The sequence below is a fragment of the Pseudomonas sp. PAMC 26793 genome (assembly GCF_000313235.1).
In the GTDB taxonomy this organism is placed as follows: domain Bacteria; phylum Pseudomonadota; class Gammaproteobacteria; order Pseudomonadales; family Pseudomonadaceae; genus Aquipseudomonas; species Aquipseudomonas yamanorum.
The window spans coordinates 485,103-510,157 of the sequence record NZ_AMXG01000036.1; the positions used below are offsets into that span (position 1 = coordinate 485,103).

General features: G+C 60.2%; 24 protein-coding genes. 4 read left to right on the forward strand and 20 right to left on the reverse strand.

Features of this window, described 5'->3' with window-relative positions; translation table 11 throughout:
* The first annotated feature begins 22 nt into the window (after nucleotides 1–22).
* Nucleotides 23–1,252 (forward strand): nucleoside recognition domain-containing protein, encoded by a 1,230-nt coding sequence (locus D109_RS0117320; RefSeq protein WP_003214785.1) that lies wholly within the window; start codon nucleotides 23–25, stop codon nucleotides 1,250–1,252.
* A gap of 87 nt (nucleotides 1,253–1,339) precedes the next feature.
* Here the strand turns inward: D109_RS0117320 and D109_RS0117325 are convergent, their stop codons facing one another.
* The 9 genes from D109_RS0117325 to D109_RS0117365 all read right to left on the reverse strand — a co-directional run bounded on the left by D109_RS0117325 (nucleotide 1,340) and on the right by D109_RS0117365 (nucleotide 11,510).
* On the reverse strand, nucleotides 1,340–1,999 hold the full coding sequence (locus D109_RS0117325) for an ABC-type transport auxiliary lipoprotein family protein (protein WP_017477989.1): 660 nt from the start codon (nucleotides 1,997–1,999) through the stop codon (nucleotides 1,340–1,342).
* The gene (locus D109_RS0117330) at nucleotides 1,996–2,934 is read right to left on the reverse strand and encodes an MlaD family protein (protein ID WP_017477990.1); all 939 of its coding nucleotides are present in this window, start codon (nucleotides 2,932–2,934) and stop codon (nucleotides 1,996–1,998) included. Before D109_RS0117330 ends, D109_RS0117325 begins: the two co-directional genes overlap by 4 nt.
* A gap of 1 nt (nucleotide 2,935) precedes the next feature.
* On the reverse strand, nucleotides 2,936–3,739 hold the full coding sequence (locus D109_RS0117335) for an ABC transporter ATP-binding protein (protein ID WP_017477991.1): 804 nt from the start codon (nucleotides 3,737–3,739) through the stop codon (nucleotides 2,936–2,938).
* Entirely contained in the window at nucleotides 3,736–4,884 is a 1,149-nt protein-coding gene (locus tag D109_RS0117340) for an ABC transporter permease (protein ID WP_017477992.1), read from the reverse strand. The genes D109_RS0117335 and D109_RS0117340 overlap by 4 nt, the downstream gene beginning before the upstream one ends.
* Nucleotides 4,885–4,939: 55 nt before the next feature.
* Nucleotides 4,940–5,983, reverse strand: a complete 1,044-nt coding sequence (locus D109_RS0117345; protein WP_017477993.1) for a DUF5924 family protein — start codon at nucleotides 5,981–5,983, stop codon at nucleotides 4,940–4,942.
* Nucleotides 5,984–6,055: 72 nt separating this feature from the next.
* Complete coding sequence (locus tag D109_RS0117350; protein WP_017477994.1) at nucleotides 6,056–7,438, reverse strand: pitrilysin family protein; 1,383 nt, start codon at nucleotides 7,436–7,438, stop codon at nucleotides 6,056–6,058.
* Between the two features lie 58 nt (nucleotides 7,439–7,496).
* Complete coding sequence (locus D109_RS0117355; protein ID WP_017477995.1) at nucleotides 7,497–9,155, reverse strand: Na/Pi cotransporter family protein; 1,659 nt, start codon at nucleotides 9,153–9,155, stop codon at nucleotides 7,497–7,499.
* A 214-nt stretch (nucleotides 9,156–9,369) separates the two neighbouring features.
* Nucleotides 9,370–10,137 carry a TerC family protein gene (locus D109_RS0117360; protein WP_003214768.1) on the reverse strand — a complete coding sequence of 256 codons (768 nt, stop codon included), beginning with the start codon at nucleotides 10,135–10,137 and terminating at the stop codon, nucleotides 9,370–9,372.
* Nucleotides 10,138–10,202: 65 nt separating this feature from the next.
* Complete coding sequence (locus D109_RS0117365; RefSeq protein ID WP_017477996.1) at nucleotides 10,203–11,510, reverse strand: CitMHS family transporter; 1,308 nt, start codon at nucleotides 11,508–11,510, stop codon at nucleotides 10,203–10,205.
* Nucleotides 11,511–11,782: 272 nt separating this feature from the next.
* Here D109_RS0117365 and D109_RS0117370 point away from each other — a divergent pair, with 272 nt between their 5' ends.
* Nucleotides 11,783–12,184 carry a GFA family protein gene (locus D109_RS0117370; protein WP_017477997.1) on the forward strand — a complete coding sequence of 134 codons (402 nt, stop codon included), beginning with the start codon at nucleotides 11,783–11,785 and terminating at the stop codon, nucleotides 12,182–12,184.
* On the opposite strand, the gene D109_RS0117375 is transcribed toward D109_RS0117370, so the two are convergent.
* From D109_RS0117375 to D109_RS0117425, 11 genes are all read right to left on the reverse strand, one after another.
* On the reverse strand, nucleotides 12,181–14,142 hold the full coding sequence (locus D109_RS0117375; protein ID WP_017477998.1) for a DUF4105 domain-containing protein: 1,962 nt from the start codon (nucleotides 14,140–14,142) through the stop codon (nucleotides 12,181–12,183). The genes D109_RS0117370 and D109_RS0117375 overlap by 4 nt on opposite strands.
* Entirely contained in the window at nucleotides 14,139–14,459 is a 321-nt protein-coding gene (locus tag D109_RS0117380; protein WP_003214760.1) for a DUF2388 domain-containing protein, read from the reverse strand. Before D109_RS0117380 ends, D109_RS0117375 begins: the two co-directional genes overlap by 4 nt.
* 26 nt (nucleotides 14,460–14,485) lie before the next feature.
* Nucleotides 14,486–14,794, reverse strand: coding sequence for a DUF2388 domain-containing protein (locus tag D109_RS0117385; RefSeq protein WP_017477999.1), 309 nt, complete (start codon nucleotides 14,792–14,794; stop codon nucleotides 14,486–14,488).
* 107 nt (nucleotides 14,795–14,901) lie between these two features.
* A complete protein-coding gene (locus tag D109_RS0117390) occupies nucleotides 14,902–15,222 on the reverse strand; it encodes a DUF2388 domain-containing protein (RefSeq protein ID WP_017478000.1) in 321 nt (106 codons plus the stop codon).
* A gap of 152 nt (nucleotides 15,223–15,374) precedes the next feature.
* A complete protein-coding gene (locus D109_RS0117395; protein WP_017478001.1) occupies nucleotides 15,375–15,569 on the reverse strand; it encodes a DUF1127 domain-containing protein in 195 nt (64 codons plus the stop codon).
* A gap of 265 nt (nucleotides 15,570–15,834) precedes the next feature.
* A complete protein-coding gene (locus D109_RS0117400; RefSeq protein WP_003214752.1) occupies nucleotides 15,835–16,050 on the reverse strand; it encodes a DUF1127 domain-containing protein in 216 nt (71 codons plus the stop codon).
* 318 nt (nucleotides 16,051–16,368) lie between these two features.
* The gene (locus D109_RS0117405) at nucleotides 16,369–17,862 is read right to left on the reverse strand and encodes an acetyl-CoA hydrolase/transferase family protein (RefSeq protein ID WP_017478002.1); all 1,494 of its coding nucleotides are present in this window, start codon (nucleotides 17,860–17,862) and stop codon (nucleotides 16,369–16,371) included.
* Nucleotides 17,863–18,042: 180 nt separating this feature from the next.
* Nucleotides 18,043–19,479, reverse strand: a complete 1,437-nt coding sequence (locus tag D109_RS0117410) for an NAD(P)(+) transhydrogenase (Re/Si-specific) subunit beta (RefSeq protein WP_003214748.1) — start codon at nucleotides 19,477–19,479, stop codon at nucleotides 18,043–18,045.
* On the reverse strand, nucleotides 19,479–19,799 hold the full coding sequence (locus D109_RS0117415) for an NAD(P) transhydrogenase subunit alpha (protein WP_003187417.1): 321 nt from the start codon (nucleotides 19,797–19,799) through the stop codon (nucleotides 19,479–19,481). Before D109_RS0117415 ends, D109_RS0117410 begins: the two co-directional genes overlap by 1 nt.
* Nucleotides 19,800–19,814: 15 nt before the next feature.
* Nucleotides 19,815–20,936, reverse strand: a complete 1,122-nt coding sequence (locus D109_RS0117420; protein ID WP_017478003.1) for a Re/Si-specific NAD(P)(+) transhydrogenase subunit alpha — start codon at nucleotides 20,934–20,936, stop codon at nucleotides 19,815–19,817.
* 446 nt (nucleotides 20,937–21,382) lie between these two features.
* A complete protein-coding gene (locus tag D109_RS0117425) occupies nucleotides 21,383–22,282 on the reverse strand; it encodes a LysR family transcriptional regulator (RefSeq protein WP_017478004.1) in 900 nt (299 codons plus the stop codon).
* A 157-nt stretch (nucleotides 22,283–22,439) separates the two neighbouring features.
* Between D109_RS0117425 and D109_RS0117430 the strand changes: the two genes are divergently transcribed.
* Together D109_RS0117430 and D109_RS0117435 are read left to right on the forward strand one after the other, a co-directional pair.
* A complete protein-coding gene (locus D109_RS0117430; RefSeq protein ID WP_010168706.1) occupies nucleotides 22,440–23,621 on the forward strand; it encodes an acyl-CoA dehydrogenase in 1,182 nt (393 codons plus the stop codon).
* 13 nt (nucleotides 23,622–23,634) lie between these two features.
* Complete coding sequence (locus D109_RS0117435; RefSeq protein WP_017478005.1) at nucleotides 23,635–24,855, forward strand: CaiB/BaiF CoA-transferase family protein; 1,221 nt, start codon at nucleotides 23,635–23,637, stop codon at nucleotides 24,853–24,855.
* Nucleotides 24,856–25,055 lie beyond the last annotated feature (200 nt).

Genomic DNA, 25,055 nt, shown 5'->3' on the forward strand with positions numbered 1-25,055 from the left:
CATCTTTCGGGGGATTCAACTGATGCTCAATGGCCTGTGGCTTGGCTTTTTTATCGTGGCGATGGTGTCCGCGCTGGCGCAATGGCTGATTGGCGGTAACGCCGGCATCTTTGCGGCGATGGTGGAAAGCATTTTCGCCATGGCCAAGCTGTCGGTCGAGGTGATGGTGTTGCTGTTCGGCACCCTGACCTTGTGGTTGGGCTTCCTGCGCATCGCCGAGAAAGCCGGGATCGTCGATTGGCTGGCCAAGGCCCTTGGCCCTCTGTTCCGGCGCCTGATGCCGGAAGTGCCCGCCGGCCACCCGGCCATCGGCTTGATCACCCTCAACTTCGCCGCCAACGGCCTGGGCCTCGACAATGCCGCCACGCCCATCGGCCTCAAGGCCATGAAGGCGCTGCAAGAGCTCAACCCCATCCCCAACACCGCCAGTAATGCGCAAATTTTGTTCCTGGTGCTCAACGCGTCTTCCCTGACCCTGCTGCCGGTCACCATCTTCATGTACCGCGCCCAACAAGGTGCAGCGGACCCAACGCTGGTGTTCCTGCCGATCCTGCTGGCCACCAGCGCCTCGACCCTGGTGGGCCTGCTGTCGGTGGCGGTGATGCAACGCCTGCGGCTGTGGGACCCGGTGGTGCTTGCGTATCTGATTCCGGGTGCGCTGGTACTGGGTGGTTTCATGGCCTTGCTGGCGACGCTCTCAGCCACTGCGCTGGCGGGCCTGTCGTCGATCCTCGGCAACCTGACGCTGTTCGGGCTGATCATGCTGTTCCTGGTGATCGGCGCGCTGCGCAAGGTGAAGGTCTACGAGGCGTTTGTCGAAGGCGCCAAAGAAGGTTTTGACGTGGCCAAGAACCTGCTGCCGTACCTGGTGGCGATGCTCTGTGCCGTGGGCGTGTTGCGGGCGTCCGGCGCGCTGGATTTCGGCCTGGAAGGGATTCGCCATGTGGTGGCCTGGACCGGCATGGACACGCGCTTTGTCGATGCGTTGCCGACGGCGATGGTCAAGCCGTTCTCCGGCAGCGCGGCGCGGGCGATGCTGATTGAGACGATGCAGACCCAGGGCGTGGACAGCTTCCCGGCGTTGGTGGCGGCGACGATTCAGGGCAGTACCGAGACCACGTTTTATGTGTTGGCGGTGTACTTTGGCTCGGTGGGGATCCAGCGGGCGCGGCATGCGGTGGGGTGTGCGTTGTTGGCGGAGTTTGCTGGCGTCGTGGCGGCGATTGCGGTGTGCTACTGGTTCTTCGGCTAAGCGCTAAATCCCCTGTGGCGAGGGAGCTTGCTCCCGTTGGGCCGCGAAGCGGCCCCAGTAAGTTATCGCAGGTGTGTCAGTCAAAGCTCATTGACTGGTTTTGGGGCTGCTGCGCAGCCCAACGGGAGCAAGCTCCCTCGCCACAAAAGCGCGGCTTCCCAGGCCGACTGCCCAATCCACCACCTGCTTGTTCAACGCATCCCCAGCCTGACCAAACCCGGCCACCACCGCCGGCACCTTGGTATCCCCCACCGGCTGTCTCACCTCAAACCGCTTGCTGGCAATAATCCGCTGATCACTCCCGCGCACCAACCGCGCGTCCAGGCGTATCACCACCTCAACCGCACTGCCGCGATACTCACTCTGAAACGCCTGCAACTGCCCGCCCAGCTCAAAGTCCGCCTGCAGATTGGTCTCATCGGTACTGAGCAGCGTCACCCGTCCGTCCCGCTGGAACCCGTCCAGCAACCGGTTACGCAACAGCACCGGTGCCGGATCGCTCCAGCGGGAATTCGCGTAGCTGCTGATCAGGTCACCGTTAGGCACTACGGCAATCCGCGGGCTGTCGAGGAATTCGCTGGTCTGCGGCTTGGCCACGCGCAGCGACCAGGTCACAGGGCTGGCCTGCGCGGTGGTCTGGGCCGAGGGCAGCCGGTACACGTCCGAAGGGTCCGCCTTGGGCAAGATCGAACACGCACTGACCAATGCCAGGGCAACGGGGGCGATCACTTGGTAAGCACGCTTCATGGCGTGAACTCCTTGTTCTTGTCGCTGCCCAGCAGGTAACCGCTGGGGTTGGCTTCCAGGCGGCGAGAAATGGCGCGCAACGAACCCAGGGTTTCCCGCAGCTCGCGCACCGCTGGCGCCAGTTCGTTGAGACCCTGCATGCCACTGTTCAGGGAATCCTTGTTGTTGGTCAGCAAGGTGTCGATCGTGGCCGTGCTTTGTTGAAGGGACTGCATGGCCTTTTCAGCGCTGCCGAACACCTGCTTGCCCTGATCATTGAGTAAACCGTTGGCGTTGCGCATCAGTGCGGTGGTTTGCTCCAGGGTGGCGCTGGCCTGTTTGCTCACCTGCATCAATTGCTGCATCACCACCTTGATGTCGCCGCGTTGGTCGGCAATCGCGCCGGTGGTCTGCTGCAGGTTGTCCAGGGTGTTGCTGAGGCGCTCGACGTTCTCCCGGGAGAACATGTGGTTGGCGTTGTGCAGCAGCAGGTTGATGCTGGTCATCAGGTCATTGCTGTTGTTCAGCAGGCGAGCGATAGGCGACGGTGAGGCGATGATTTGTGGCAACTCGCCGTCCTTGCCCTTGAGTTCCGGGCTTTGGGGCGTGCCGCCGCTGAGCTGGATGATCGAGGTGCCGGTGATGCCGGTCAGGGCCAGCTTGGCCTGGGTGTCTTCCTTGATCGGTGTTTGGCCGGCCAGACGGATGCGTGCCAATACCCGGCGCGGGTCTTTCGGGTCGAGGCGCAGGCTGGTGACGTCGCCCACCTTGATCCCGCTGTACTGCACGGCGCTGCCTTGGGACAAACCACTGACCGCCTCGTTGAAGATCACTTCGTAATCCTGAAAGGCGCTGTCGACGCTGGATTTGGCCAGCCACAGGCCAAACAGCATGGCGCCGACCACGACGATCACGCTGAACAGACCGATCATCACATGATGGGCTCGGGTTTCCATGTCATACCTCGTTGAGCAGTTGAGCGGCATCCAATGCCGCGCGGCCCCGTGGGCCATGGAAGTATTCGTGAATCCAGGCGTCGTCGGTTTCCGAGACGACATCGATGGCATCTGCCACCAGTACCTTTTTCTGCGCCAGCACCGCCACGCGGTCGGTGATGGTGTACAGCGTGTCGAGGTCGTGGGTGACCAGGAACACGCTCAGGCCCAACGCATCGCGCAGGGTCAGGATCAGTTGGTCGAAGGCGGCGGCGCCGATCGGGTCGAGGCCGGCGGTGGGCTCGTCGAGAAACAGAATGTCCGGGTCCAGCGCCAGGGCACGGGCCAGGGCCGCGCGCTTGATCATGCCGCCGGAGAGTGACGATGGATATTTGTCCGCGGCCGACAGCGGCAATCCGGCCAACGCCAGCTTTACCGCCGCCAGGTGTTCGGCATCGGGGCGGCTGAGGCCGGCATGTTCGATCAGTGGCAAGGCAACGTTTTCGGTGACCGTCAGCGAGGAAAACAGCGCGCCCTTCTGGAACAGCACACCGAAGCGCCGTTCCACCATCGAGCGCTCGTGTTCCGAGAGGCTCGGCAAGTTCTGCCCGAACACCCGCACTTCCCCTTCGCTCGGCTGGCGCAAACCAATGATGCTGCGCAGCAGCACCGACTTGCCGCTGCCGGAGCCTCCGACGACGGCGAGGATTTCGCCCTTGTACAAATCCAGGTCGAGGTTCTCGTGCACGCTTTGCGAACCAAAGCGGTTGCACAGCCCGCGGACTTCGATCACCGCCTCAGTGGGCGCACGGCGCAGACGACTCACCAGCCCATCTCCATGAAGAACAGTGCGGCGACCGCATCCAGTACGATCACCACGAAAATCGATTGCACCACGCTGGAGGTGGTGTGGGCACCGACGGATTCGGCGCTGCCGCTGACCTTGAAACCTTCGAGGCAGCCGATGGCGGCGATCAGGAATGCGAAGATCGGCGCCTTGACCATGCCGACGAGGAAGTGCTGCACGCCAATGTCCGATTGCAGCAGCGAGAGGAACATCGCCGGCGAAATATCCAGGGCCACGGCACACACCACACCGCCGCCGATAATCCCCGAGAGCATCGCGAGGAACGTCAGCATCGGCAGCGCCACCAGCAATGCCAGCACCCGGGGCAGCACCAGCAATTCCATCGGGTCGAGGCCCAAGGTGCGAATCGCGTCGATCTCTTCGTTGGCCTTCATCGAGCCGATCTGTGCGGTGAAGGCACTGGCGGTGCGGCCGGCCATCAGGATCGCGGTAAGCAACACGCCGAATTCCCGCAGGAAGGAGAACGCCACCAGGTCCACGGTAAAAATGCTCGCGCCAAAACTGGCCAGCACCGTGGCGCCGAGAAACGCCACCACCGCGCCCACCAGAAAGGTCAGCAAGGCCACGATGGGCGCGGCGTCGAGACCGGTCTGTTCGATATGCGCGACCATTGGCGTCACGCGCCAGCGCTTGGGCCGGAATACGCCACGGGCGAAGGTTTCGAGGATCAGGCCGATAAAGCCCAGCAGTTTCATGCCGTCTTGCCAGACGGTGTAGACCGCGCCGCCAATGCGCGCGAGCAATATGATGCCGGCGGCTTCTTCCGGTTCTTTGACCGGCACACAGAAGTCGTTCAGGGAGCGGTAGACGGTTTTCAGCAATGCGCGGTCGGCGGTCGAGAGGTTGCAGTCGGTCTGTTCGGCGGATTGTTCGATACGCTCGGGGCCGAGCAACTCCACCAGCAGCGAGGCGCCGGCGGTGTCCAGGGCGCCGAGACCGTTAAGGTCGATGCGTGCGCCCGCGTCGTACTGGCCGTCGAGCTTTTCCGACAGCTTCTTCAGGTTGGCATAGTGGGCCAGCGTCCAATCTCCCGTAATCCTCAACAGTGGAGGTTGGGTGGACGTGTCCAGATGGGCTGCACCGGCCGTTGTGCTACTGGTCATAAGCTCCGAGCTTGTTTGGCTATTCCAGAATTCCTACGTAATAGCACGATCCTGCCTACTTTGGCGCGTCTGGCGTTGTGGCGTCCTGACCGGGGTCAGTCACCTTGAAGCGCAACACACCGATCACTTGGCCATCTTCGGTCAGCACCCGTACCTGCCAGCGTCCCACCGAGTCGGGGGGGAAGTTCTGCTTGTGGGTCCAGGCCCGATAGCCTTCCTTGCGCCCACCATGGATGTCCAGGGCGATGCGGTCGACTTCCTTGCCGTTGAATTTCCACACATGGTAGATCCGCTCATCCAGGCCGCGCGGCGCGTTGATCGCGGTGTAGGCATACAGCCCGCTGCTGCGCAGCTGGGCGGCGCTGACTTCTTTCAGGTCATCGCCGGGTGTGCGGTCTTGCAATTGGGTGCTGATGGCCACTTCGGTCATCCACAGGGTAGCGGGCGGCACCCACGTGCGCAGGAACCAGCCGGCGCAACCAATCGCCGCGGTAACCCCCAACAGCATCGCCCAGCCCTTGATGCTGCGCAGCGGCAGGCTCACGGCCAGGCTCGGGATCGACAGCAGCATTGCCACGCCGAGGGCCAGTTTGTAACTCTCGGCGGTGGTCAGGTGGAGGATGATCGGCAGCGCGGTCAGCAGGGCCGCAAACAGGGTCAGGGTGTGCAGTGCCAGAAAGAGCGAGCGTTTGGGCGCCAGCCATTTGTAGTACAGCGGGTCGGTGATGGAGACCAGCGCCGCCGCGCCCAGCAGGCCGGTAAAAATCGACTGGCCGCTGTTCCAGGTGGTGGTGACAAAAAAGAACGGCAGAACAAAAAACAGGCTTTCTTGGTGGATCATCTGCGTGGCGTAGCGCAGCAGCGGTTCGGGGATTTCCCGTTTGAAGACTTTGCTGAACAGTTGGGTGAGGCTGTTTTCGAGCATCAGCCATAACCAGCTCACCAGCATAATGATCGCGATCCAGCTGGCCATGCCTTGCTGGCGATCCACCAGGATGAAGCTGCTCACACCCGAGATGAAGCCGCCGAGTGCAATCACCCCTGGGTAGCGCTTCATCAGCTCGAGGATGCGCTGGATGTAGTGGGTCAGGTTAGGCATTCGGCAGTTCACAGTTTTTGTAGGAAAAAATCCCAGACAGAATAACGTTTTAGCCGTTTTCTCGGGGCCTGATTACGCAATCCCTTTGCGATAACGCCACACGCCCAGCAACACAATTGCAAGCAGCCCCAGCGCGCCGGCGGCGATCCAGTTGAGGGTGTCGTAGCTGAACAACGGTTTCTCGATGCGCCAGTAGCCGTTCTGCTTGAGCAGTTCGCGCATGGCCTGGTTGGCTTGCTCCAGGCTGACGGCCTTGATGCGCTTGGCCGGGTCGCTGAAACGCCCTTTGGCGTAGTCGCCCGAGGCACTCCAGTAATAGTCGGCCAACGCGCTATTACCTTGAACGGCCCAGGCCTGGCGGGCGATGGCGGCTTGTTGCAGGCGGGCGAAGGTGGCCGGGTCGAGGCCGTCCTTGAGCAGTTGGGCCCTGAGGGTTTCCAGTACGTGCTCGGCTTCGGGCAGGTTGTCGCGTTCAAGGTCGGCGTTGAGGCTCATGAAGCCGACACCGCCCAGCACTTCGCGCTCGCTCCATGGGCCGTAGGACAAACCATGCTGCAGCCGCAGTTGGCGATACAGCGCCCAGTCCAGGTAGTCCTTGAGCAGGTCGAAGGTTTCATCATACTGGTCGTCCAGTACCGGCTCGGGGAATAACCAGTGCAGTTTGGCGTTGTCACCGACCCAACCGTGGATCAGGTCGCGGCGAATGGCGGCGGCGTGTTGAATGTCCGGCAGTGGGCGATGTTCGCTGGGGTCAACCGGGTCAAGTGCGCCGTAGGTGCGTTCGAGATAGGCCGGCAGCAGCTTGTCGAGGTCGCCGACAATGATCAGGGTCATGTTGTTGGGGGCGTACCAGGCCTTGCGCAGCTTTTCCAACTGGTCGCGAGTCAGTTGCTCGACTTCGGCCCGCTCGGCGCATTTGAGGCCCAGCTCGACGGCAAGCTGACTGCTGGCCTTGTGGCCGAGGTCCTGGCGGTCCAGCAGGCGTTGCAGGTGTGAGTAATGGCCGCCGTCTTCGCGCTCCACCACCTGTTTGGCGGCGTTGATGTTGGCGTCGGTCAGCTGGGTGCGGGTGATGATGGCCAGCAGCAGGTCGAGTACCTTGCGCTGGTTTTGCGCCGGGGCTTCGATGACGAAGGTGGTGTCGGCGTTGCTGGTGTAGGCGTTCCAGTCACCGCCGAGGGCTTGCATGCGTTCTTCCAGCTCACCTTCACCGCCGCCGTCTATACCGCTGAACAGCAGGTGTTCCAGCAGGTGCGGCAGCTCCTTGTCTTCGCAACTGAAGTCATCCAGGCCCACACCCACCACCAGGCGAATGGCCACGTGGCCGCGTTCAGTGCCCGGCTTGAGCAGCAATTGCAGGCCGTTGGGCAGGGTGTAGCCCTCGACTTGCAGGCGGTCAAAGGCAAAGGTGTGTGCCGAGCCCATGAGCAGGCAGGCGAATAGCAGGCGACGCATAACAGGCTTCCTGGCGAGTGAGGTCCGTTGTTAACTGACTTCACTCGCCGTCGTACGTTCAGGGCGAATGGGTGATGTCGGCAATATCGTCCGCCGAGAGGGCGCCGGTGTCGGTGGTTTCCAGCACCACATACGCGCTGCTGCAGAACAGCGAGTTCAGACGCTTCATGTCGGCAATCAGCTCCAGGTGCAGGGAACTGGTCTCCAGGCTCTGTACGATTTTACGTTGCAAGCGGCTCACGTGGGCGTGGGCCAGGCGACGCTCCTGAGCGCGGAAGCGACGTTTTTCCCGCAGCAGTTGCCGGGCGCTTTCCGGGTCGGCGCTGAGGAACACCGACAGGCCCAGGCGCAGGTTGGCAATCAGCTGGGTTTGCAGGCCGGCCAGCTCTTCCAGGCCGACTTCGGAGAACGAGCGGCGCTGGGAGGTCTTTTGCTGCTGGACCTTGCGCAGCATGCGTTCGATCAGGTCGCCGGCCAGTTTCAGGTTGATCGACAGCTCGATGATCTCGGCCCAGCGTCGGCTGTCTTGCTCGCTGAGGTCTTCCCGGGGCATTTGCGCAAGGTAGAGCTTGATCGCGCTGTAGAGCGCCTCGACATCGTCGCTCAGGCTGCGCATTTCCTGGGTAATGGCGGTCTGCTTGCCCCGCAGCACTTCCAGCATCGAGGTCAGCATGTTGTCGATCAGGTCCCCCAGGCGCAGGGTTTCGCGGGCGGCGTTGGCCAGTGCCAGGCTTGGGGTGGCGAGTGCTGCCAGGTCCAGGTGGCGCGGCTTGGCCAGACCGTTGACCTCCTCGCGTTCCGGTAACAGCCAGGCGCATAGGCGGGACATCGGGCCGATGGTCGGCAGCAGAATCAGGCAACGGATAACGTTATAGAGCAGGTGAAAGGTGATCACCATGCCTTGGGGGCTGTAGTCCAGAGTGTCCATCCAGCCGACCAGCGGGTCGAGTACCGGGATGATCAGCAACAAGCCGATCAGCTTGTAGAGCAGGCTGCCCAGGGCCACCTGGCGCCCGGCAGCGTTCTGCATGCTGGTGCTGAGGAAGGCCAGCACGCCGCTGCCGATGTTGGCGCCGATCACCAGGCCGATGGCCACGTGCAGGCCGATCACGCCGGCACCGGCCAGGGTCGCGGTCAGCAGGACGGCGGCCAGGCTGGAGTAGGAAATCATCGCGAACAGCGCGCCGACCAGGGCGTCGAGCAAGATGTCGCCGGTCAGCGAGGCGAACAGGACTTTAACACCCTGCGCGTGAGTAATCGGGCCTGCGGCTTCGACGATCAATTGCAGCGCGAGGATGATCAGCCCGAGACCGATCCCGACACGACCCATCTGCCCGGCGCGGGTCTGTTTGCGCGACAGGAAGAAAATCACCCCGAGGAAAATCAGCAGCGGTGACAGCCATGAGAGGTCAAAGGTCAGTACCCGGGCCATCAGCGCCGTACCGACGTCGGCACCGAGCATGGTCGCCAAGGCAGGCATCAGGCCCATCAGGCCCTGGCCGACAAACGAGGTCACCAGCATCGCCGTGGCGTTGCTGCTTTGCACCATGGCCGTCACCAGGATGCCGGCGATAAACGCCAGCCAGCGCTTGGACATGTTCTGCCCGATGACCTGGCGCAAGTTGGAGCCATAAACCCGCAGGATGCCGGTACGGACGATGTGCGTGCCCCAGATCAGCAGGGTTACCGCGGAAAGCAGATTGAGCAGGGTCAGCATGCTGGGCCCCCTGTGTTGAGTCGTGCTCCAATCGGAGCCAGTGAATAGTGCCGCGTGCCTTTCTACGTCTTGTACTTAAGCTGTAGTTGGCGAATGGGCTCGGCGCCAGCATCGCATAGCTAAAGTCGGGATTGAAACAAAACTGTCATGAAATCAGCTTTTTGCAGATGAAAAAAAGGGGCTCGAGAGCCCCTTCTTCAGCAGCGGGTCAAGGTTATTGACCCGGAATGTCCTTGCGCAGTTTCACAGGGTCCTGCTGTTTCTTCTTTTTCGCGATGGCAGTGCGCATCTTGATGTTCACCGCTTCTACCGCCAGAGAGAACGCCATGGCGAAGTAAACGTAGCCTTTTGGTACGTGAACATCGAAGGCTTCGGCGATCAGCACGGTACCCACCACCAGCAGGAACGACAGCGCCAGCATCTTCAGCGACGGGTGCTTGTCGATGAAATCGCTGATGGTGCCAGCAGCCAGCATCATCACCAGTACGGCGACGATGATCGCGGCCACCATCACCGGTACATGGGAAACCATACCGACGGCGGTAATCACCGAGTCCAGGGAGAACACGATGTCGATGATCGCGATCTGGATGATGGTGTAGATGAACTTGCCACCGGCACCTTTCGGCTCGTCGTGGGTTTCGTCTTCACCTTCCAGGGCGTGGTACATCTCCTGGGAGCTTTTCCACAGCAGGAACAGGCCACCGAAGAACAGGATCAGGTCGCGGCCGGAAATGCCCTGGCCGAACACCACGAACAGGTCGTCGGTGAGGCGCATCACCCAAGTGATCGACAGCAACAACAGGATCCGCGTGACCATTGCCAGGGCCAGGCCGAAGATCCGGGTACGTGCCTGCATGTGCTTGGGCATGCGGCTGACCAGGATCGAAATCATGATGATGTTATCGATGCCCAGGACGATCTCGAGGGCCGTCAGGGTGAAGAAAGCAATCCAGATTTCCGGATTGGTCAGCCATTCCATGTGTATTCCTTTGAACGAGTGTTAGACCGCGCCAGCTTTAGGAGCCGGCGCAGTGAGTTGTACGATTATAGAGTGCTGAACAGCGGAAAAATCCCCATCAGCAATGCGGCGACCATTATGCACAGGCACACCAGCACCGCCCACTTGAGGGTGAAGCGCTGGTGATCGCCAAATTCGATACCCGCCAGCGCCACCAACAGGTAGGTGGATGGAACCAGTGGGCTCAACAAGTGCACGGGTTGGCCAACGATCGAGGCGCGGGCCATTTCCACGGCGGTGATGCCGTAGTGGCTGGCGGCTTCGGCCAGTACCGGCAGAACGCCGTAATAGAAGGCATCGTTGGACATGAAGAAGGTAAACGGCATGCTCACCAGCGCGGTGATCACGGCCAGGTAAGGGCCCAGGGCATCAGGGATGACCGCCAGCAGGCTCTTGGACATGGCATCGACCATGCCGGTGCCGGACAGGATGCCGGTGAAGATACCGGCGGCGAAGATCAACCCGACTACCGCCAATACGCTGCCGGCGTGGGCGGCGACGCGGTCTTTCTGCTGCTGCAGGCACGGGTAGTTGACGATCATCGCGATACTGAAGGCCACCATGAACAGCACGGGCAGCGGCAGCAGGCCGGCGATCAGGGTGCACATCAGGGCCAGGGTCAAGGCGCCGTTGAACCAGATCAACTTTGGACGGCGGGCATCCGGGTACTGTGAAACGCTGATTTCGCTGTGGTCGATCTCGTCGCCGTGCAGGTGCAGTTCGCCGAGGCGCGCGCGTTCGCGTTTGCCGTACATGTAGGCAATTACCAGGATCGCAACCACACCCGCCAGCATCGCCGGGATCATCGGAACGAAAATATCCGACGGGTCTACATGCAGCGCGCTGGCCGCACGAGCCGTCGGGCCGCCCCACGGGGTCATGTTCATCACGCCGCCGGCGAGGATGATCAGGCCGGCCATGATCCGCGGGCTCATGCCGATGCGCTTGTACAGCGGCAGCATGGCGGCCACGCAGATCATGTAGGTGGTGGCGCCGTCACCGTCCAGCGAGACCACCAGGGCCAGTACGGCGGTGCCGACCGAGACCTTCAGCGGGTCGCCCTTCACCAGTTTGAGGATCTTGCGCACAGCCGGGTCGAACAGGCCGGAGTCGATCATCAGGGCAAAGTAGAGAATGGCGAACATCAGCATTACGCCGGTCGGCGCGAGCTTGGTGATGCCTTCGAGCATCATCGGGCCGATCTTCGGCGCGAAGCCGCCGAACAGCGCGAACAGGATCGGCACGATGATCAGGGCAATCAGCGCGGACAGGCGCTTGGTCATGATCAGGAACATGAACGTGATGACCATGGCAAAGCCAAGGAAAGTCAGCATAGGAATACTCCAGGCGTAGCGCGGCTAGGGAATGGCGAACCAGTTGGGCTCAGCGCAGAACGAACAGCACGAGGCGTACGGGTGGAGTCGGGGCAAAGAGGCGGGTACGAGCGGACATCGGGAATCACCATTGTTGTTGTTAACAACCGGTCTGTTGCCGGTAGTGGTGGGCGATCCTAGTCTCGGAAGCTTTCAGCCAGCTTTCGCTTGAGAAACAGGCTACGTTGAATGACGACTGGTCCTATATGAAATAAGGACGTGAGGAACAGAGCATGCATGAGCAATACCAAGGCGGCTGCCATTGCGGCCGGGTGCGTTATCAGTTCAGCGGGGCGTTGGTGGATATTGCCCACTGCCACTGTTCGATTTGCCGGCGGGTCAGCGGCGGGTTGGTGACCACCTGGATCACCCTGCCCCGTTCCGCGTTCGCTTGGTTGGCGGGAACGGCGGCGCAGTACGAATCGTCATCGACGTGCGTGCGGTATTTCTGTTCGAACTGTGGGTCGCACCTTGCGTTGATGACCCGCCTGAGCCCCGAGAGTATCGATGTGACCATCGCAACCCTGGATCACCCGGAGCTGGCCCCGGCAGATCGGCACATCTGGGTAGAGAGCCGATTGCCGTGGTTGCATCTGGATGAGCAATTGCCGGAAGAACACGGAGAAACGCTCTAGGGCAGTTCGAACCCACCGGAGGCCTTGTGCAAGGCGCGCAAGTGCTCGCCCAGCTGCTTGAGGTTGGCTTCACATGCGGCAATCTCCGCCGCGCGGGACGGTTCCAGCAGAGCCCTCACCTCTTTGTCCAGATCGCCGGTCAGCGACTGCAGTTGCTTCTGGCGCGCAGCGCTTTCTGATTCCAGGCGTTTGGATTCTGTTGGTTGTGGCAAGCCGTAACCGCTGGTGCCCAGCAGCTCTGCCGGGCGACTGAGGAAGCCACTGTTGGCGAGGATCTGCTGCAACGTCGCGTTGGCCTTTTCCATGCCGCCGTTCTTCAGCTCGCGGGCGCCAAGGTAGCGTTGCTTGACTTCATCCTGGGCCAGCATGAGCTGCTTGCGGAAACTTGCCTGTTCCAGCAGCAACAAGGCGGCGCTGGCGCGCAGGTCGGCTTCGGCAAACCATGGGCGACGTTCCTCGGCGCTCAGGGACAACCAATCCTCCACTTCAGCCTGTTTGATCGGCAGGCGCTTTTTCAACACCTCGAACATCGCCTGGTACCGCTCGCGGAAGGAGTCGAAGTGATAGCCCAGGCGCAGCGCGCGTTTTTTGTCATCCAGCACACTGGTATCGGCCAGGCCCCGGCCCTTGAGGACTTCCAGCAGGCCATTGGGGGTGATGTTGTCCAGTCCGGTCAGTTGCGGGTTGGCGCTGCCGCTGCGTAACAGTTTCAGGCTCTCCACTGCGCAGTTGTTGGAGATGAAGAAGTAGTTGCCGTCGTAGCTCCAGTGCATTTCGGCGGCGTGCTCGACGGTGTCGTTGATCTCCTGGCGCGTCAGTTTCAGGGGCACCGAGGCCAGGCCACGCAGTTCGGTCTTGGTGTACTCGTCGATGACCTGGGACAACGGCAGCACGAACAGCCGCGACGGGTACTTGCCGATCAGGCCGTCCCAGCTTGAAAGCTGTACGTCACCGACAAACGCGCGGTAGGACAGAACCAGGTGCTGATCCAGGTCCAGCCGGCAATCCGGGCCCCGTGGCCGGCCCGGGGCGCAGATCACCAGGCGCAGCATGCTGTGGCCCCAGCGGCTCACCAGGTTCTGGTTGGCTTCGGCCAGCAGGTAGTCGATTTCATAGACCCGCTCGGGGTCGACCTGGCCCAGTGGCGTCTTGGCGAAGTCGTTGCCGGCGTTGAGGAAGGCGTAGGTTTTGGCGCAGGTGTCCTTGGCCGGCGGCGCCCAGCCAAAGTGTTCCTTGTAATAGCGGTACAGCGAAGGCCGGCGGCAGGCGTAGCTCGGGTCGAGGAGGAAGTACTCCATGTTGACCGCGACGAACTCCAGCGGGCTGGTGGTTTCGTAGATGTCCGGGCTGCGGGCGACCTGGTGGTTGTTCTGCTCACGTTCTCCCCGGCGCCCGACGTATTGCGGCCACCCTGCGAGATCCAGCAGGCGTGGGTCATCGCTGAGGGTAAAGCGACGGTCGTTCTGGCCACGGCATTGATCGGGCAGGCCGATCAGGCCGGTGATGTTGTTCTGGCGGCTGCAGCGCTGGATCAGCTTGCGGTCAGCGCTGGACCAAAGGCGGGCACGGTCGTAGATGTGGGTGAGTTCATGCAGCACGGTGGCGAGCATTTCCCGTCGCACAGTGCCGTGGGGGCGATTGGTTTTTTGCGTCGCGGCGCTGCCGTCGGTGAGGCTTTCCAACAGGTTGCTGTTGAGGTCGAGTTCGGACACCAGCGAGGCCTGGCCGTAGGCGTTCTCGGGCATCTTATCGGTCCAGCCGACGTCGATGGTCCGGTCCAGTTGCTCGATGAAGCGCGGCGGCAACGCCTGCATTGCTTCATCCAGCAATGCCTGGCTGGCCTGTTGCTGGGCCGGGCTCAAGCCATCGGTCTTGAGCCGTAGTTGCAGAGCGGCCTGAGCCGCGCTGGCGCCCAGCAGCAAGGTGCCGGCCAGTAGCCAGGCGGCAATGCGCCTCACAGAGAGAGGATAGCTTCGGCGAGGACCTGGTCGCTGGCGTCGCGGGCTTCCGGCACGCGGGTCCGCAGGGTGTCGAAGGCGGCTTCCAGTTGAGCGCCGCGAATTTCGCCATTGCTGGCGACGAAACTGGCGGCATCGTCATGGGCTTCGCGTACGACTTTGGAGTCGCGGATGGACGTGGTGGTGTCCGACGTGAAATCGATGGTGCGGGCCGAAGCACGGACGATGATGTTACTGGTGGCCTTCAGGGTTTGTGCCTGGGCAACACCGGCCAACAACAGCAGGCCAAGAGCGGCGGCGATCAGCGGGCTACGCATGGAATGACTCCGAAATACAAAGATGATTATTGGACGAGAATTGCTTGCGCCAGTTCAAGGTCACTGGCGTTAAGTTTTGGCTGGGTATGGCGCAGATAATCCAACGCTGATTCCAGTCGGGCTCCCCGCCATTGGCCGTCAGTGGCAATGAAAGCGGCAGCGTCATCCTGGGCGGCCAGTATCAGTTTATGGTCGAACGGTGCGGAGGTCACTTTGCTGGTGGCGTACGCACTGACAACGAGGCTCTGGGTGGACAGGTCAAAGGCCAGAACCTGCGTGGACCAGCAGGCGCAAAATAATACGGGAACGATCAACAGGCGGTATGAAAAAGCCATGGGACTCGACAACTGAAAGCGAGCGCCAAGGCTAGCGTAATGCCCGTGCGAGAGCCAGCGCGAAGGGTTCAAGGAGCGCTTGGCGCTCCCCTCTTCCTCGTCTGCGGTCAGATGGCCAGGATCGCTTGGGCCAGTTGAGCGTCAGTCGCAGTGTTCAGTTGCGGGGCCTGTTGGCGGATCTGGGCCAGGGCGCTTTCCAGCTTCACGCCACGGATCGCGCCTTCGCTGGCGACGAAGCTGGCGGCGTCGTCTCGGGCAGCACGTACGACCTTGTTGTCACGCAGGGAGGATGTGGCGTCGGAAGTCGCATCTGAGGTGGCTTTCAGTGCGCCGACGATCGAGTCTGTGGTCACGATCAGGCTGGAGGCGTTGGCATTGGCAGCCAGGGCCAGCAGGGCTGCAGTGCTCAGCAGGCGAAGACGGGACATGGGGTGACTCCTGTAGATGAACGAATAAGGGTGGCACAAAGCCGCTGTGAGCAGCGGGACCATGGGCATCAGACGCCCGTTCTACAGGGTTCGCCACGTGGTAAATGGATATTAAGCCGCCGTTTATCTGTTCGGATAGCCACCCGAAGCGATTACTCACTCCAGAACGACTTGGACAGCTCAGTTGCTCGGTCGCCGTGACTGATGCCAGCGTCAGACAATTCCCGCGGATCCAACTGGGCCAGCAGCCTGCGGGTGCGGGAACGTTGCTCCCAGCGAGCAAGCGCTGCGGCCGTGCGCTTGAGTAGCCGTATCAACAGAGGGCGTTGCTGGATTTGGGTATTCATGGCGAGCGCCTTTCATGAGGTTCTGGAACACCATGTTGGGCTGGAAGGTAATACCAGTACAGATACACTAAGTCTTAATTGTACTGCTTAATTGTTATGTTTTTTTAAACTGTACCTATCCATATAAAAGCCGACTGTTTTCACTCTCAAAAAACCCAGATCCCAGAAACGACAAAACCCGCCTCCGGTTACCCGGGGCGGGTTTTGTTTTCACAATTCAGAGTGCTGGCGGTGGACCCGGTGGGTCAGGGCCAGCGGACGCTAATTAGCGCCAGAACGGCTTGCTCAGCTCTTCGTAGCGTTGTGCTTCGCTGATACCGGCGTCAGCCAGCAGACGCGAATCCAGACGAGCCAGTTGATGGCGGCTGGAGATGCGGCGCTGCCACAACATCAGGTTGGCGAGAACGCGCAGAGGCAGGGAAGCCTGGGTGTTTACAGCTTTTTCTTCGAAGAACAGATCGGAACTGAGTGTACGTTCCATGATGACATCCTTCCGCTTGTGGCGGGATTAGGTAGTGGTTTAACTGATGCCAATGATCCTCCTCCGGCGCAAGACTCTCTAGATACAGTTCACCTGTATTGTGAGGGGCCAGTTAACTGTTTATAGGGGCTGTACTGTACGAAATTGGGGCAACTGTACCTGTCGGCACTTTTATGGTGCGTTTTAGGCGGTTTTGGAGATTGGGGTAGGATATTTCGGTAGGAAATTACCGGTACAGCAGTACAGTTTTTTATAAAAGTTAAGTTTGGAAACCCGGACTGATGAAACTGTGTTTGCATCAGTCCGAATCTGTATCAATCACGCCTTCAGCATATGCCCGGTTTCTTCCAGGTTGATGTGCCAACTCAGTGCTTCCCGCAAGATATGCGGGGTGTGACCGCCCAGCGCACAGGCTTGGGTGAAGTAGGTATTCAGGGCATCGCGGTACGCCGGATGCACACAGTTGTCGATGATGACCCGAGCCCGCTCCCGCGGCGCCAGGCCCCGTAGGTCGGCCAGGCCGACCTCGGTCACCAGGATATCGACGTCATGCTCGGTATGGTCCACATGGCTGACCATTGGCACCACGCTGGAAATCGCGCCGGCCTTGGCAATCGACTTGGTGACAAAGATCGCCAGGTGCGCGTTGCGCGCAAAGTCGCCCGAGCCGCCAATCCCGTTCATCATCCGGGTGCCGCAGATGTGGGTGGAGTTGACGTTGCCGTAGATGTCGAACTCCAGCGCAGTGTTAATGCCGATGATGCCCAGGCGACGCACCACTTCCGGGTGGTTGGAGATTTCCTGGGGCCGCAGCACGAGCTTCTCTTTATAGCGGTCCAGGTTGCCGAACACGTCGGCGTTGCGCCGTTCCGACAATGTGATCGAGCTGCCTGAGGCAAAGCTCAGCTTGCCGGCATCGATCAGGTCGAACGTGGAATCCTGGAGGACTTCCGAATACATCGTCAGGTCTTCGAACGGCGACTCGATCAAGCCACACATCACCGCGTTGGCAATGTTGCCGATGCCTGCCTGCAGCGGGCCGAGCTTATTGGTCATGCGCCCGGCGTCGACCTCTTCTTTAAGGAAGTTGATCAGGTGATTGGCGATCGACTGAGTGTCACTGTCGGGCGGCGTCACGGTGGAGGCCGAATCCGCCTGATTGGTGATGACGATTGCGACGATCTTCTCCGGCGGGATCGGGATCGCGGTATTGCCGATGCGGTCGTCCACGGCCACCAACGGAATCGGTGTGCGAGTCGGGCGATAGCTTGGGATATAGATGTCGTGCAGACCTTCCAGGTTCGGGTTATGTGCCAGGTTGATCTCGACGATCACCTGCTTGGCGAAAATCGCGAAACTGGCGGAGTTGCCAACGGAAGTGGTCGGCACAATGTGGCCTTGCTCGGTGATCGCTACGGCTTCGATTACCGCAATGTCCGGCAGCTTGAGCTGATTGTTACGCAGTTGCTCGACGGTCTCCGACAAATGCTGGTCGATAAACATCACCTCGCCGGCATTGATCGCCTTGCGCAGGGTGCTATCTACCTGGAATGGCATGCGTCGCGACAGTACACCGGCTTCGGTCAGTTGCTTGTCCAGATCGTTGCCCAGGCTGGCGCCGGTCATCAGGGTGATTTTCAGCGGTGATGTCTTGGCGCGTTCGGCCAAGGCGTGAGGCACGGCCTTGGCTTCACCGGCGCGGGTGAAGCCGCTCATGCCGACGGCCATGCCGTCCTGGATCAGTGCGGCAGCGTCAGCCGCGCTCATGACCTTGTTCAACAACGAAGGCAAGCGGATACGATCACGGTACATGGATTGTTATCTCGGGCTACGGAAGCAAGATGCGCAGTCTAGTGATTTCAAAAAGTTTCGTCCCGCTACCATGGTCGAATGCCAGGCAGCGATTTAGAGCCTTTTGTCGGTTTTCTATCAGCAATAAAAAACCCCAGCCTACTAAAGGCCAGGGTTTTGGGTATTGCGCTGGCGCAGTGTTTATTCGACGGCCTTGACCATGTCTTCGATGACCTTCTTGGCATCGCCGAAGACCATCATGGTCTTGTCCAGGTAGAACAGTTCGTTGTCCAGGCCAGCATAGCCGCTGGCCATCGAGCGCTTGTTGACGATGATGGTCTTGGCCTTGAACGCTTCGAGGATCGGCATGCCCGCAATGGGCGACTTGGGATCGTTCTTGGCGGCCGGGTTGACCACGTCGTTGGCGCCGAGCACCAGCACCACGTCGGCCTGGCCGAACTCGGAGTTGATGTCTTCCATCTCGAACACCTGGTCGTAAGGCACTTCTGCCTCGGCCAGCAGCACGTTCATGTGGCCAGGCATACGGCCGGCAACCGGGTGGATCGCGTACTTCACGGTCACGCCGCGGTGAGTCAGCTTCTCGGTCAGCTCTTTCAGCGCATGTTGCGCCCGGGCTACCGCGAGGCCGTAGCCCGGTACGATGATAACGGTGTCGGCGTTGGTCAGCAGGAAGGTCGCGTCGTCAGCCGAGCCGGACTTCACCGGGCGCGCTTCTTTCGAACCAGCCGGGCCAGCGGCGTCTGCCGTGTTGCCGAAACCGCCGAGCAGCACGTTAAAGAAGGAGCGGTTCATCGCCTTGCACATGATGTACGACAGGATTGCGCCGCTTGAGCCCACCAGCGAGCCGGCGATGATCAGCATCGAGTTGTTCAGCGAGAAGCCGATACCCGCCGCCGCCCAGCCTGAGTAGCTGTTGAGCATCGAGACGACCACCGGCATATCGGCGCCGCCAATCGGGATGATGATCAGCACGCCCAGCACGAATGCCAGGGCCAGCATCAATGCGAAAGCGCTGAGGTTGCCGGTGAACATGAAGGCCAGGCCCAGGCCCAGCGTCAACAGACCCAGCACCAGATTCAGCTTGTGCTGACCGCCGAACTGTACCGGTGCGCCCTGGAACAGGCGGAACTTGTACTTGCCCGACAGCTTGCCGAAGGCGATGACCGAGCCGGAGAAGGTAATTGCACCGATGGCTGCACCGAGGAACAACTCCAGGCGGTTGCCGGCGGGGATCGAATCCCCCAGGTGTTTGACGATGCCCAAGGATTGCGGCTCGACTACGGCGGCAATCGCAATAAACACCGCTGCCAAGCCAATCATGCTGTGCATGAACGCTACCAGCTCCGGCATCTTGGTCATTTCCACGCGCTTGGCCATGATTGAGCCAGCGGTACCACCGACCAATAGGCCAACGATGACGTAGCCGATGCCGGCAGTCGCCAGTTCGGCGCCGAGCTTATAGATGAGGCCCACAGTGGTAAGGACCGCCAGCGCCATGCCGAGCATGCCGAACAGGTTGCCGCGCCGTGAAGTGGTTGGGTGTGACAAGCCTTTGAGGGCTTGGATAAAGCAGATCGACGCGATCAGGTAGAGCGTCGTGACCAGATTCATGCTCATTACTTGGGCGCCTCTTCTTTTACTTTCGGGGCTTTCTTCTTGAACATCTCAAGCATCCTGCGGGTAACCAGGAAGCCACCGAACACATTGACCGCGGCGAGGGCTACGGCCAGGGTGCCCATGGTCTTGCCCAGCGGCGTTACAGTGAGTGCGGCTGCCAGCATGGCGCCGACGATCACGATCGCCGAAATCGCGTTGGTCACGGCCATCAGCGGGGTATGCAGGGCCGGGGTAACGTTCCAGACCACGTGATAACCGACATAAATTGCCAGCACGAAGATGATCAGGTTGTAGATACCGGGGGAGATAAGCTCTTCCATCGTCTGAATCCCTGCTTAGGCGTTTTTGCGGATGACTTGGCCGTCGCGGCACATCAGGCACGCGGCGACGATGTCGTCTTCGAGGTTGATTTCAAACTGCCCTTCCTTGGTGAAGACCAGCTTCAGGAAGTCCAGCAGGTTGCGCGCATACAGCGCCGAGGCGTCGGCTGCGACGGCGCCCGCCAGGTTGGTCGGGCCACAGATGGTCACGCCGTGTTCCACCACCACCTGGTCTGCCACGGTCAGCGGGCAGTTGCCGCCTTGGGCAGCAGCGAGGTCGATGACCACTGAGCCTGGCTTCATCTGTGCCACGGTCTCGGCGCTGAGCAAGGTCGGTGCCTTGCGGCCCGGGATCAATGCGGTGGTGATGACGATGTCGGCTTGCTTAGCACGCTCATGCACGGCCAGGGCCTGACGCTGCATCCAGCTTGTTGGCATCGGGCGCGCGTAGCCGCCGACACCGACGGCGCACTCACGCTCTTCGTCGGTTTCGTAGGGCACGTCGACGAACTTGGCGCCCAGGGATTCGATCTGTTCCTTTACGGCCGGACGCACGTCGGACGCTTCGATGACCGCACCCAGACGTTTCGCGGTAGCGATCGCCTGCAGCCCTGCTACGCCCGCGCCGAGAATCAGCACGCGGGCGGCTTTCACTGTGCCGGCGGCAGTCATCAGCATTGGCATGAAGCGAGGGTAATGATGGGCGGCGAGCAACACGGCCTTGTAGCCGGCGATGTTGGCTTGGGAAGACAGCACATCCAGGCTCTGCGCACGGGAGGTGCGCGGCGCTGCCTCAAGGGCAAAGGCCGTAACGCCATGCTCGGCCAAGCGGGTGATGGTTTCGTTGCTGAACGGATTGAGCATGCCCACCAGCACGGCGCCGCTTTTGATCAGCGTCAGTTCGCTGTCATTGGGGGCGACCACCTTGAGGATCAACTCGGCGCCGAATGCATCACTGGCGCTGCCAATGGTTGCGCCTGCCGCTTCATAGGCACTGTCGACGACACTGGCATTGACGCCTGCTCCGCTTTGCACAGTGACCTTGTGGCCCTGGCCGATCAGCTTCTTGATGGTTTCCGGGGTGGCAGCCACCCGCGTTTCACCGGTCTGGGTTTCGAGAGGAACACCAATGTGCACGTCAAATCTCCTGCATGATCTTTTTGCTTTGATTTTGTAAAAAGGCCAGTGCACCGCAAGAGGTGCATCTGGGCGGCCGATCAGCACGATCCCGCTGAAATACAGCGGGGCGCGGCATTTTGCAGGCGAACTTTACGGCCTTCAAGAGATTATGACGGGTGACGAAAAATTAACTACAAGTCACCCTGTGACTGATTGTCGCAATACTTACTAATAAATCTTTAAAATACAGGTGGTTAAAGGCTTATAGCTGAAATGTGAGCTGTTTTCCATCGCCGATGTGAATGGCTGTGTATCGCTGGGACTTTATGGCTACAGGCCAATATATGCATGGCTTTAAGGCTTGTTTAGAGGCAAAAACTACGGTCTTCTAAATTGCGACATATATATACATATGTAGGTATTTACAATATTTGACTACAGGGTCAGCTTGTTGAGTTTCCCCTTTAAATATTGAGGTTATAGCGTTGTGACTGGTCGATCAGCCAGTCTCTGAATGCGTGGAGAGAGGCAGATTCGACTTTTCTCTCGGGAATCATCAGGTAGTAAGCCTTCGAGCTCGCCAATACCTGAGGGCTGGCGACCACCAGGTGCCCTTCCTTCAATTCCCTCTGAATAAGGAACGGCGGGATCAGTGCGACGCCCATGTCGTGCATGGCTGCCTGGGACAACATGGAGAATAGCTCGTAACGCGGGCCTGTCATGTCGCGGGGTATGTCCAGCTGTTGCGCGTTGAACCATTGACGCCAGGCGTAGGGTCGTGTGGTTTGCTGCAGGAGAGGCAGTTCGGCAATTTCCTGCGCGGAGAAGTGCGTTCGCTCACCCAGCAAGCGTGGGCTACATACCGGAAGCGGGTTTTCTCCCATCAGTTTGTGGGATTCGGTACCGGACCAGTCGGCATCGCCAAAGTAGATCGCGGCATCAAATTCGGTATCGGCGAACAGGAAAGGCCGTGTGCGGTTGGTGAGGTTGACGGTGACTTCGGGGTGTTTGCGCTGGAAGTCCTTGAGGCGCGGAATCAGCCATTGGGTGCCGAAGGTCGGTACCACCGCCAGTTCGATAACGTTGGTGCCCTGCTGGCCCATGACCGATAAGGTGTCGCGCTCGACCGCGTCCAGCTGCGTAGCCACTCGGCGGCTGTAGGAAAGCCCGGCTTCTGTCAGTTTTACGCCTCGGCGCGAGCGTCGAAACAGCTCGACACTCAAAAAGTCCTCGAGGCTGGCGATCTGTCGGCAGATTGCGCCCTGAGTGATCGAAAGCTCCTGCGCAGCCTTGGTAAAGCTCTCGTGGCGGGCTGCTGCCTCAAAACTGACCAGCGCCGTGGTGCTGGGAATCTTTCTGCGCATATACCGTAGCCTCACAAGTAAAAGTCATCCATGGCGGTTCTGGATGTTACGGAGTGAGAAATTAGCACAAGGCTATGCAAAAACCTCGTTTGCCCTCCTCGCCTGGCCGGCCTAGGCTCCATGCACGACTTTTGATTTACTTCGCGAGGACTCACTCATGGGCGGTAAGGCAAGCTTCAACTGGATCGATCCACTGCTGCTGGATTCACAGCTCACCGAAGAAGAGCGCATGGTGCGCGACAGTGCCGAGCAGTTCGCCCAGGACAAGCTGGCGCCGCGTGTGCTCGAAGCTTTCCGCCATGAAAAGACTGACCCTGCGATCTTCCGCGAAATGGGCGAGACCGGCTTGCTGGGGGCGATGATTCCGGAGCAGTACGGTGGCAGCGGTCTGAACTACGTCAGCTATGGCCTGATCGCACGTGAGGTCGAGCGTGTGGACTCCGGCTACCGTTCGATGATGAGTGTGCAGTCCTCCTTGGTGATGGTGCCTATCAATGAGTTCGGCACCGAAGCGCAAAAGCAGAAATACCTGCCGAAGCTGGCCTCTGGCGAATGGATTGGCTGCTTTGGTCTGACAGAACCTAACCATGGTTCCGACCCGGGAGCGATGATTACTCGTGCGCGTAAGGTGGATGGCGGCTACAGCCTCACTGGCAGCAAGATGTGGATCACCAACAGCCCGATTGCCGATGTGTTCGTTGTGTGGGGCAAGGACGATGCGGGCGACATCCGCGGCTTCGTCCTGGAAAAGGGTTGGAAAGGCCTGAGTGCTCCGGCGATCCACGGCAAGGTCGGATTGCGCGCTTCGATCACCGGTGAAATCGTCATGGATAACGTGTTTGTTCCTGAGGAGAACATCTTCCCGGATGTGCGTGGCCTGAAAGGACCGTTCACTTGCCTTAACTCGGCACGCTACGGGATCTCGTGGGGGGCGTTGGGGGCTGCAGAGTTCTGCTGGCATACCGCGCGTCAGTACACCCTTGATCGTCAACAGTTCGGGCGCCCATTGGCGGCTACCCAGTTGATCCAGAAGAAGCTCGCAGACATGCAGACTGAGATCACCCTCGCCCTGCAAGGTTGCCTGCGGTTGGGTCGCATGAAAGATGAAGGCACTGCGGCTGTGGAAATCACCTCGATCATGAAGCGCAACTCCTGTGGCAAGTCCCTCGACATTGCCCGGATGGCGCGTGACATGCTTGGTGGGAACGGCATCTCCGATGAGTTCGGCATTGCCCGTCACCTGGTCAACCTTGAGGTGGTAAACACCTATGAGGGTACCCACGACGTGCATGCGTTGATCCTGGGGCGCGCGCAAACCGGTATTCAGGCGTTCTATTAATAGGAGGACGACCATGGGCGCGCTATCGCACCTGCGGGTACTGGATTTGTCACGAGTGCTGGCGGGCCCTTGGGCCGGGCAGATACTGGCGGACCTCGGCGCTGAAGTGATCAAGGTCGAGAGGCCCGGCAACGGCGACGACACTCGTGCCTGGGGGCCGCCCTTCCTCAAGGATGCCTATGGGGAGAACACCACTGAGGCGGCGTATTACCTGTCGGCCAATCGCAACAAGGAATCGGTGACGATCGACTTCACGCGGCCGGAGGGTCAGAAGCTGGTGCGTGACCTGGCGGCGAAGTCCGACATTCTGATCGAGAACTTCAAGGTTGGGGGCTTGGCGGCCTATGGGCTGGACTATGAGTCGCTCAAGGAGATCAATCCGGAGTTGATCTACTGCTCTATTACCGGATTTGGCCAGACTGGGCCCTATGCGACGAGGGCGGGCTACGACTTCATGATCCAGGGGCTTGGCGGGCTGATGAGTCTGACTGGCCGCCCTGAGGGTGAAGACGGCGCCGGGCCGGTCAAGGTGGGTGTAGCGCTGACGGATATTCTTACGGGACTCTATTCAACGGTTGCGATTCTGGCGGCCATGGCTCACCGAGATCATGACGGCGGTGGTCAGCATATCGATATGGCGCTGCTGGATGTGCAGGTGGCTTGTCTGGCCAATCAGGCAATGAACTACCTGACGACGGGAGTCTCTCCCAAGCGTTTGGGTAACGCTCATCCGAATATTGTGCCGTATCAGGATTTTCCTACGGCGGATGGCGACTTCATTCTTACTGTGGGTAACGACGGGCAGTTCCGCAAGTTCGCCGAGGTGGCTGGGCAGCCCCAGTGGGCGGATGATCCTCGGTTTGCCACTAATAAGCTGCGAGTGGCCAATAGAGCGACGCTGATCCCGTTGATTCGTCAGGCTACTGTGTTCAAGACCACTGCTGAATGGGTCGCTCAGCTGGAGCGGGTGGGCGTGCCTTGTGGGCCGATCAATGATTTGGCGCAGGTGTTTGCCGATCCTCAGGTAAAGGCGCGTGGGTTGGCGATGCAGTTGCCTCATGCGTTGGCTGGGATGGTGCCCCAGGTGGCCAGTCCTATGCGCTTGTCCAAGACGCCCGTTGAATATCGTAGTGCGCCGCCCCTATTGGGTGAGCATACCCATCAGGTGCTGCAGCAAGTGCTGGGTTTGACGCCTGCGAGTGTGTCGGCTCTAAAGGAGGCTGGAGTCATCTGAGGGCCCTCTTCTATATAGAGGGCTGTTTAGGCTCTCTATAGAGAAGAGAGTTGGTCGAATTTTAGTCAGAAGTGCCTATTTGATAGAAATCCTGAATTAAGGGTTGACGGCAGATTCTGGAAGTCTATAATTCGCCCCACTTCCGGCGCAGTCGAAACGGAAAACTCTTTGGTAAACAAAGAGTTATGTAGGTTTCGACA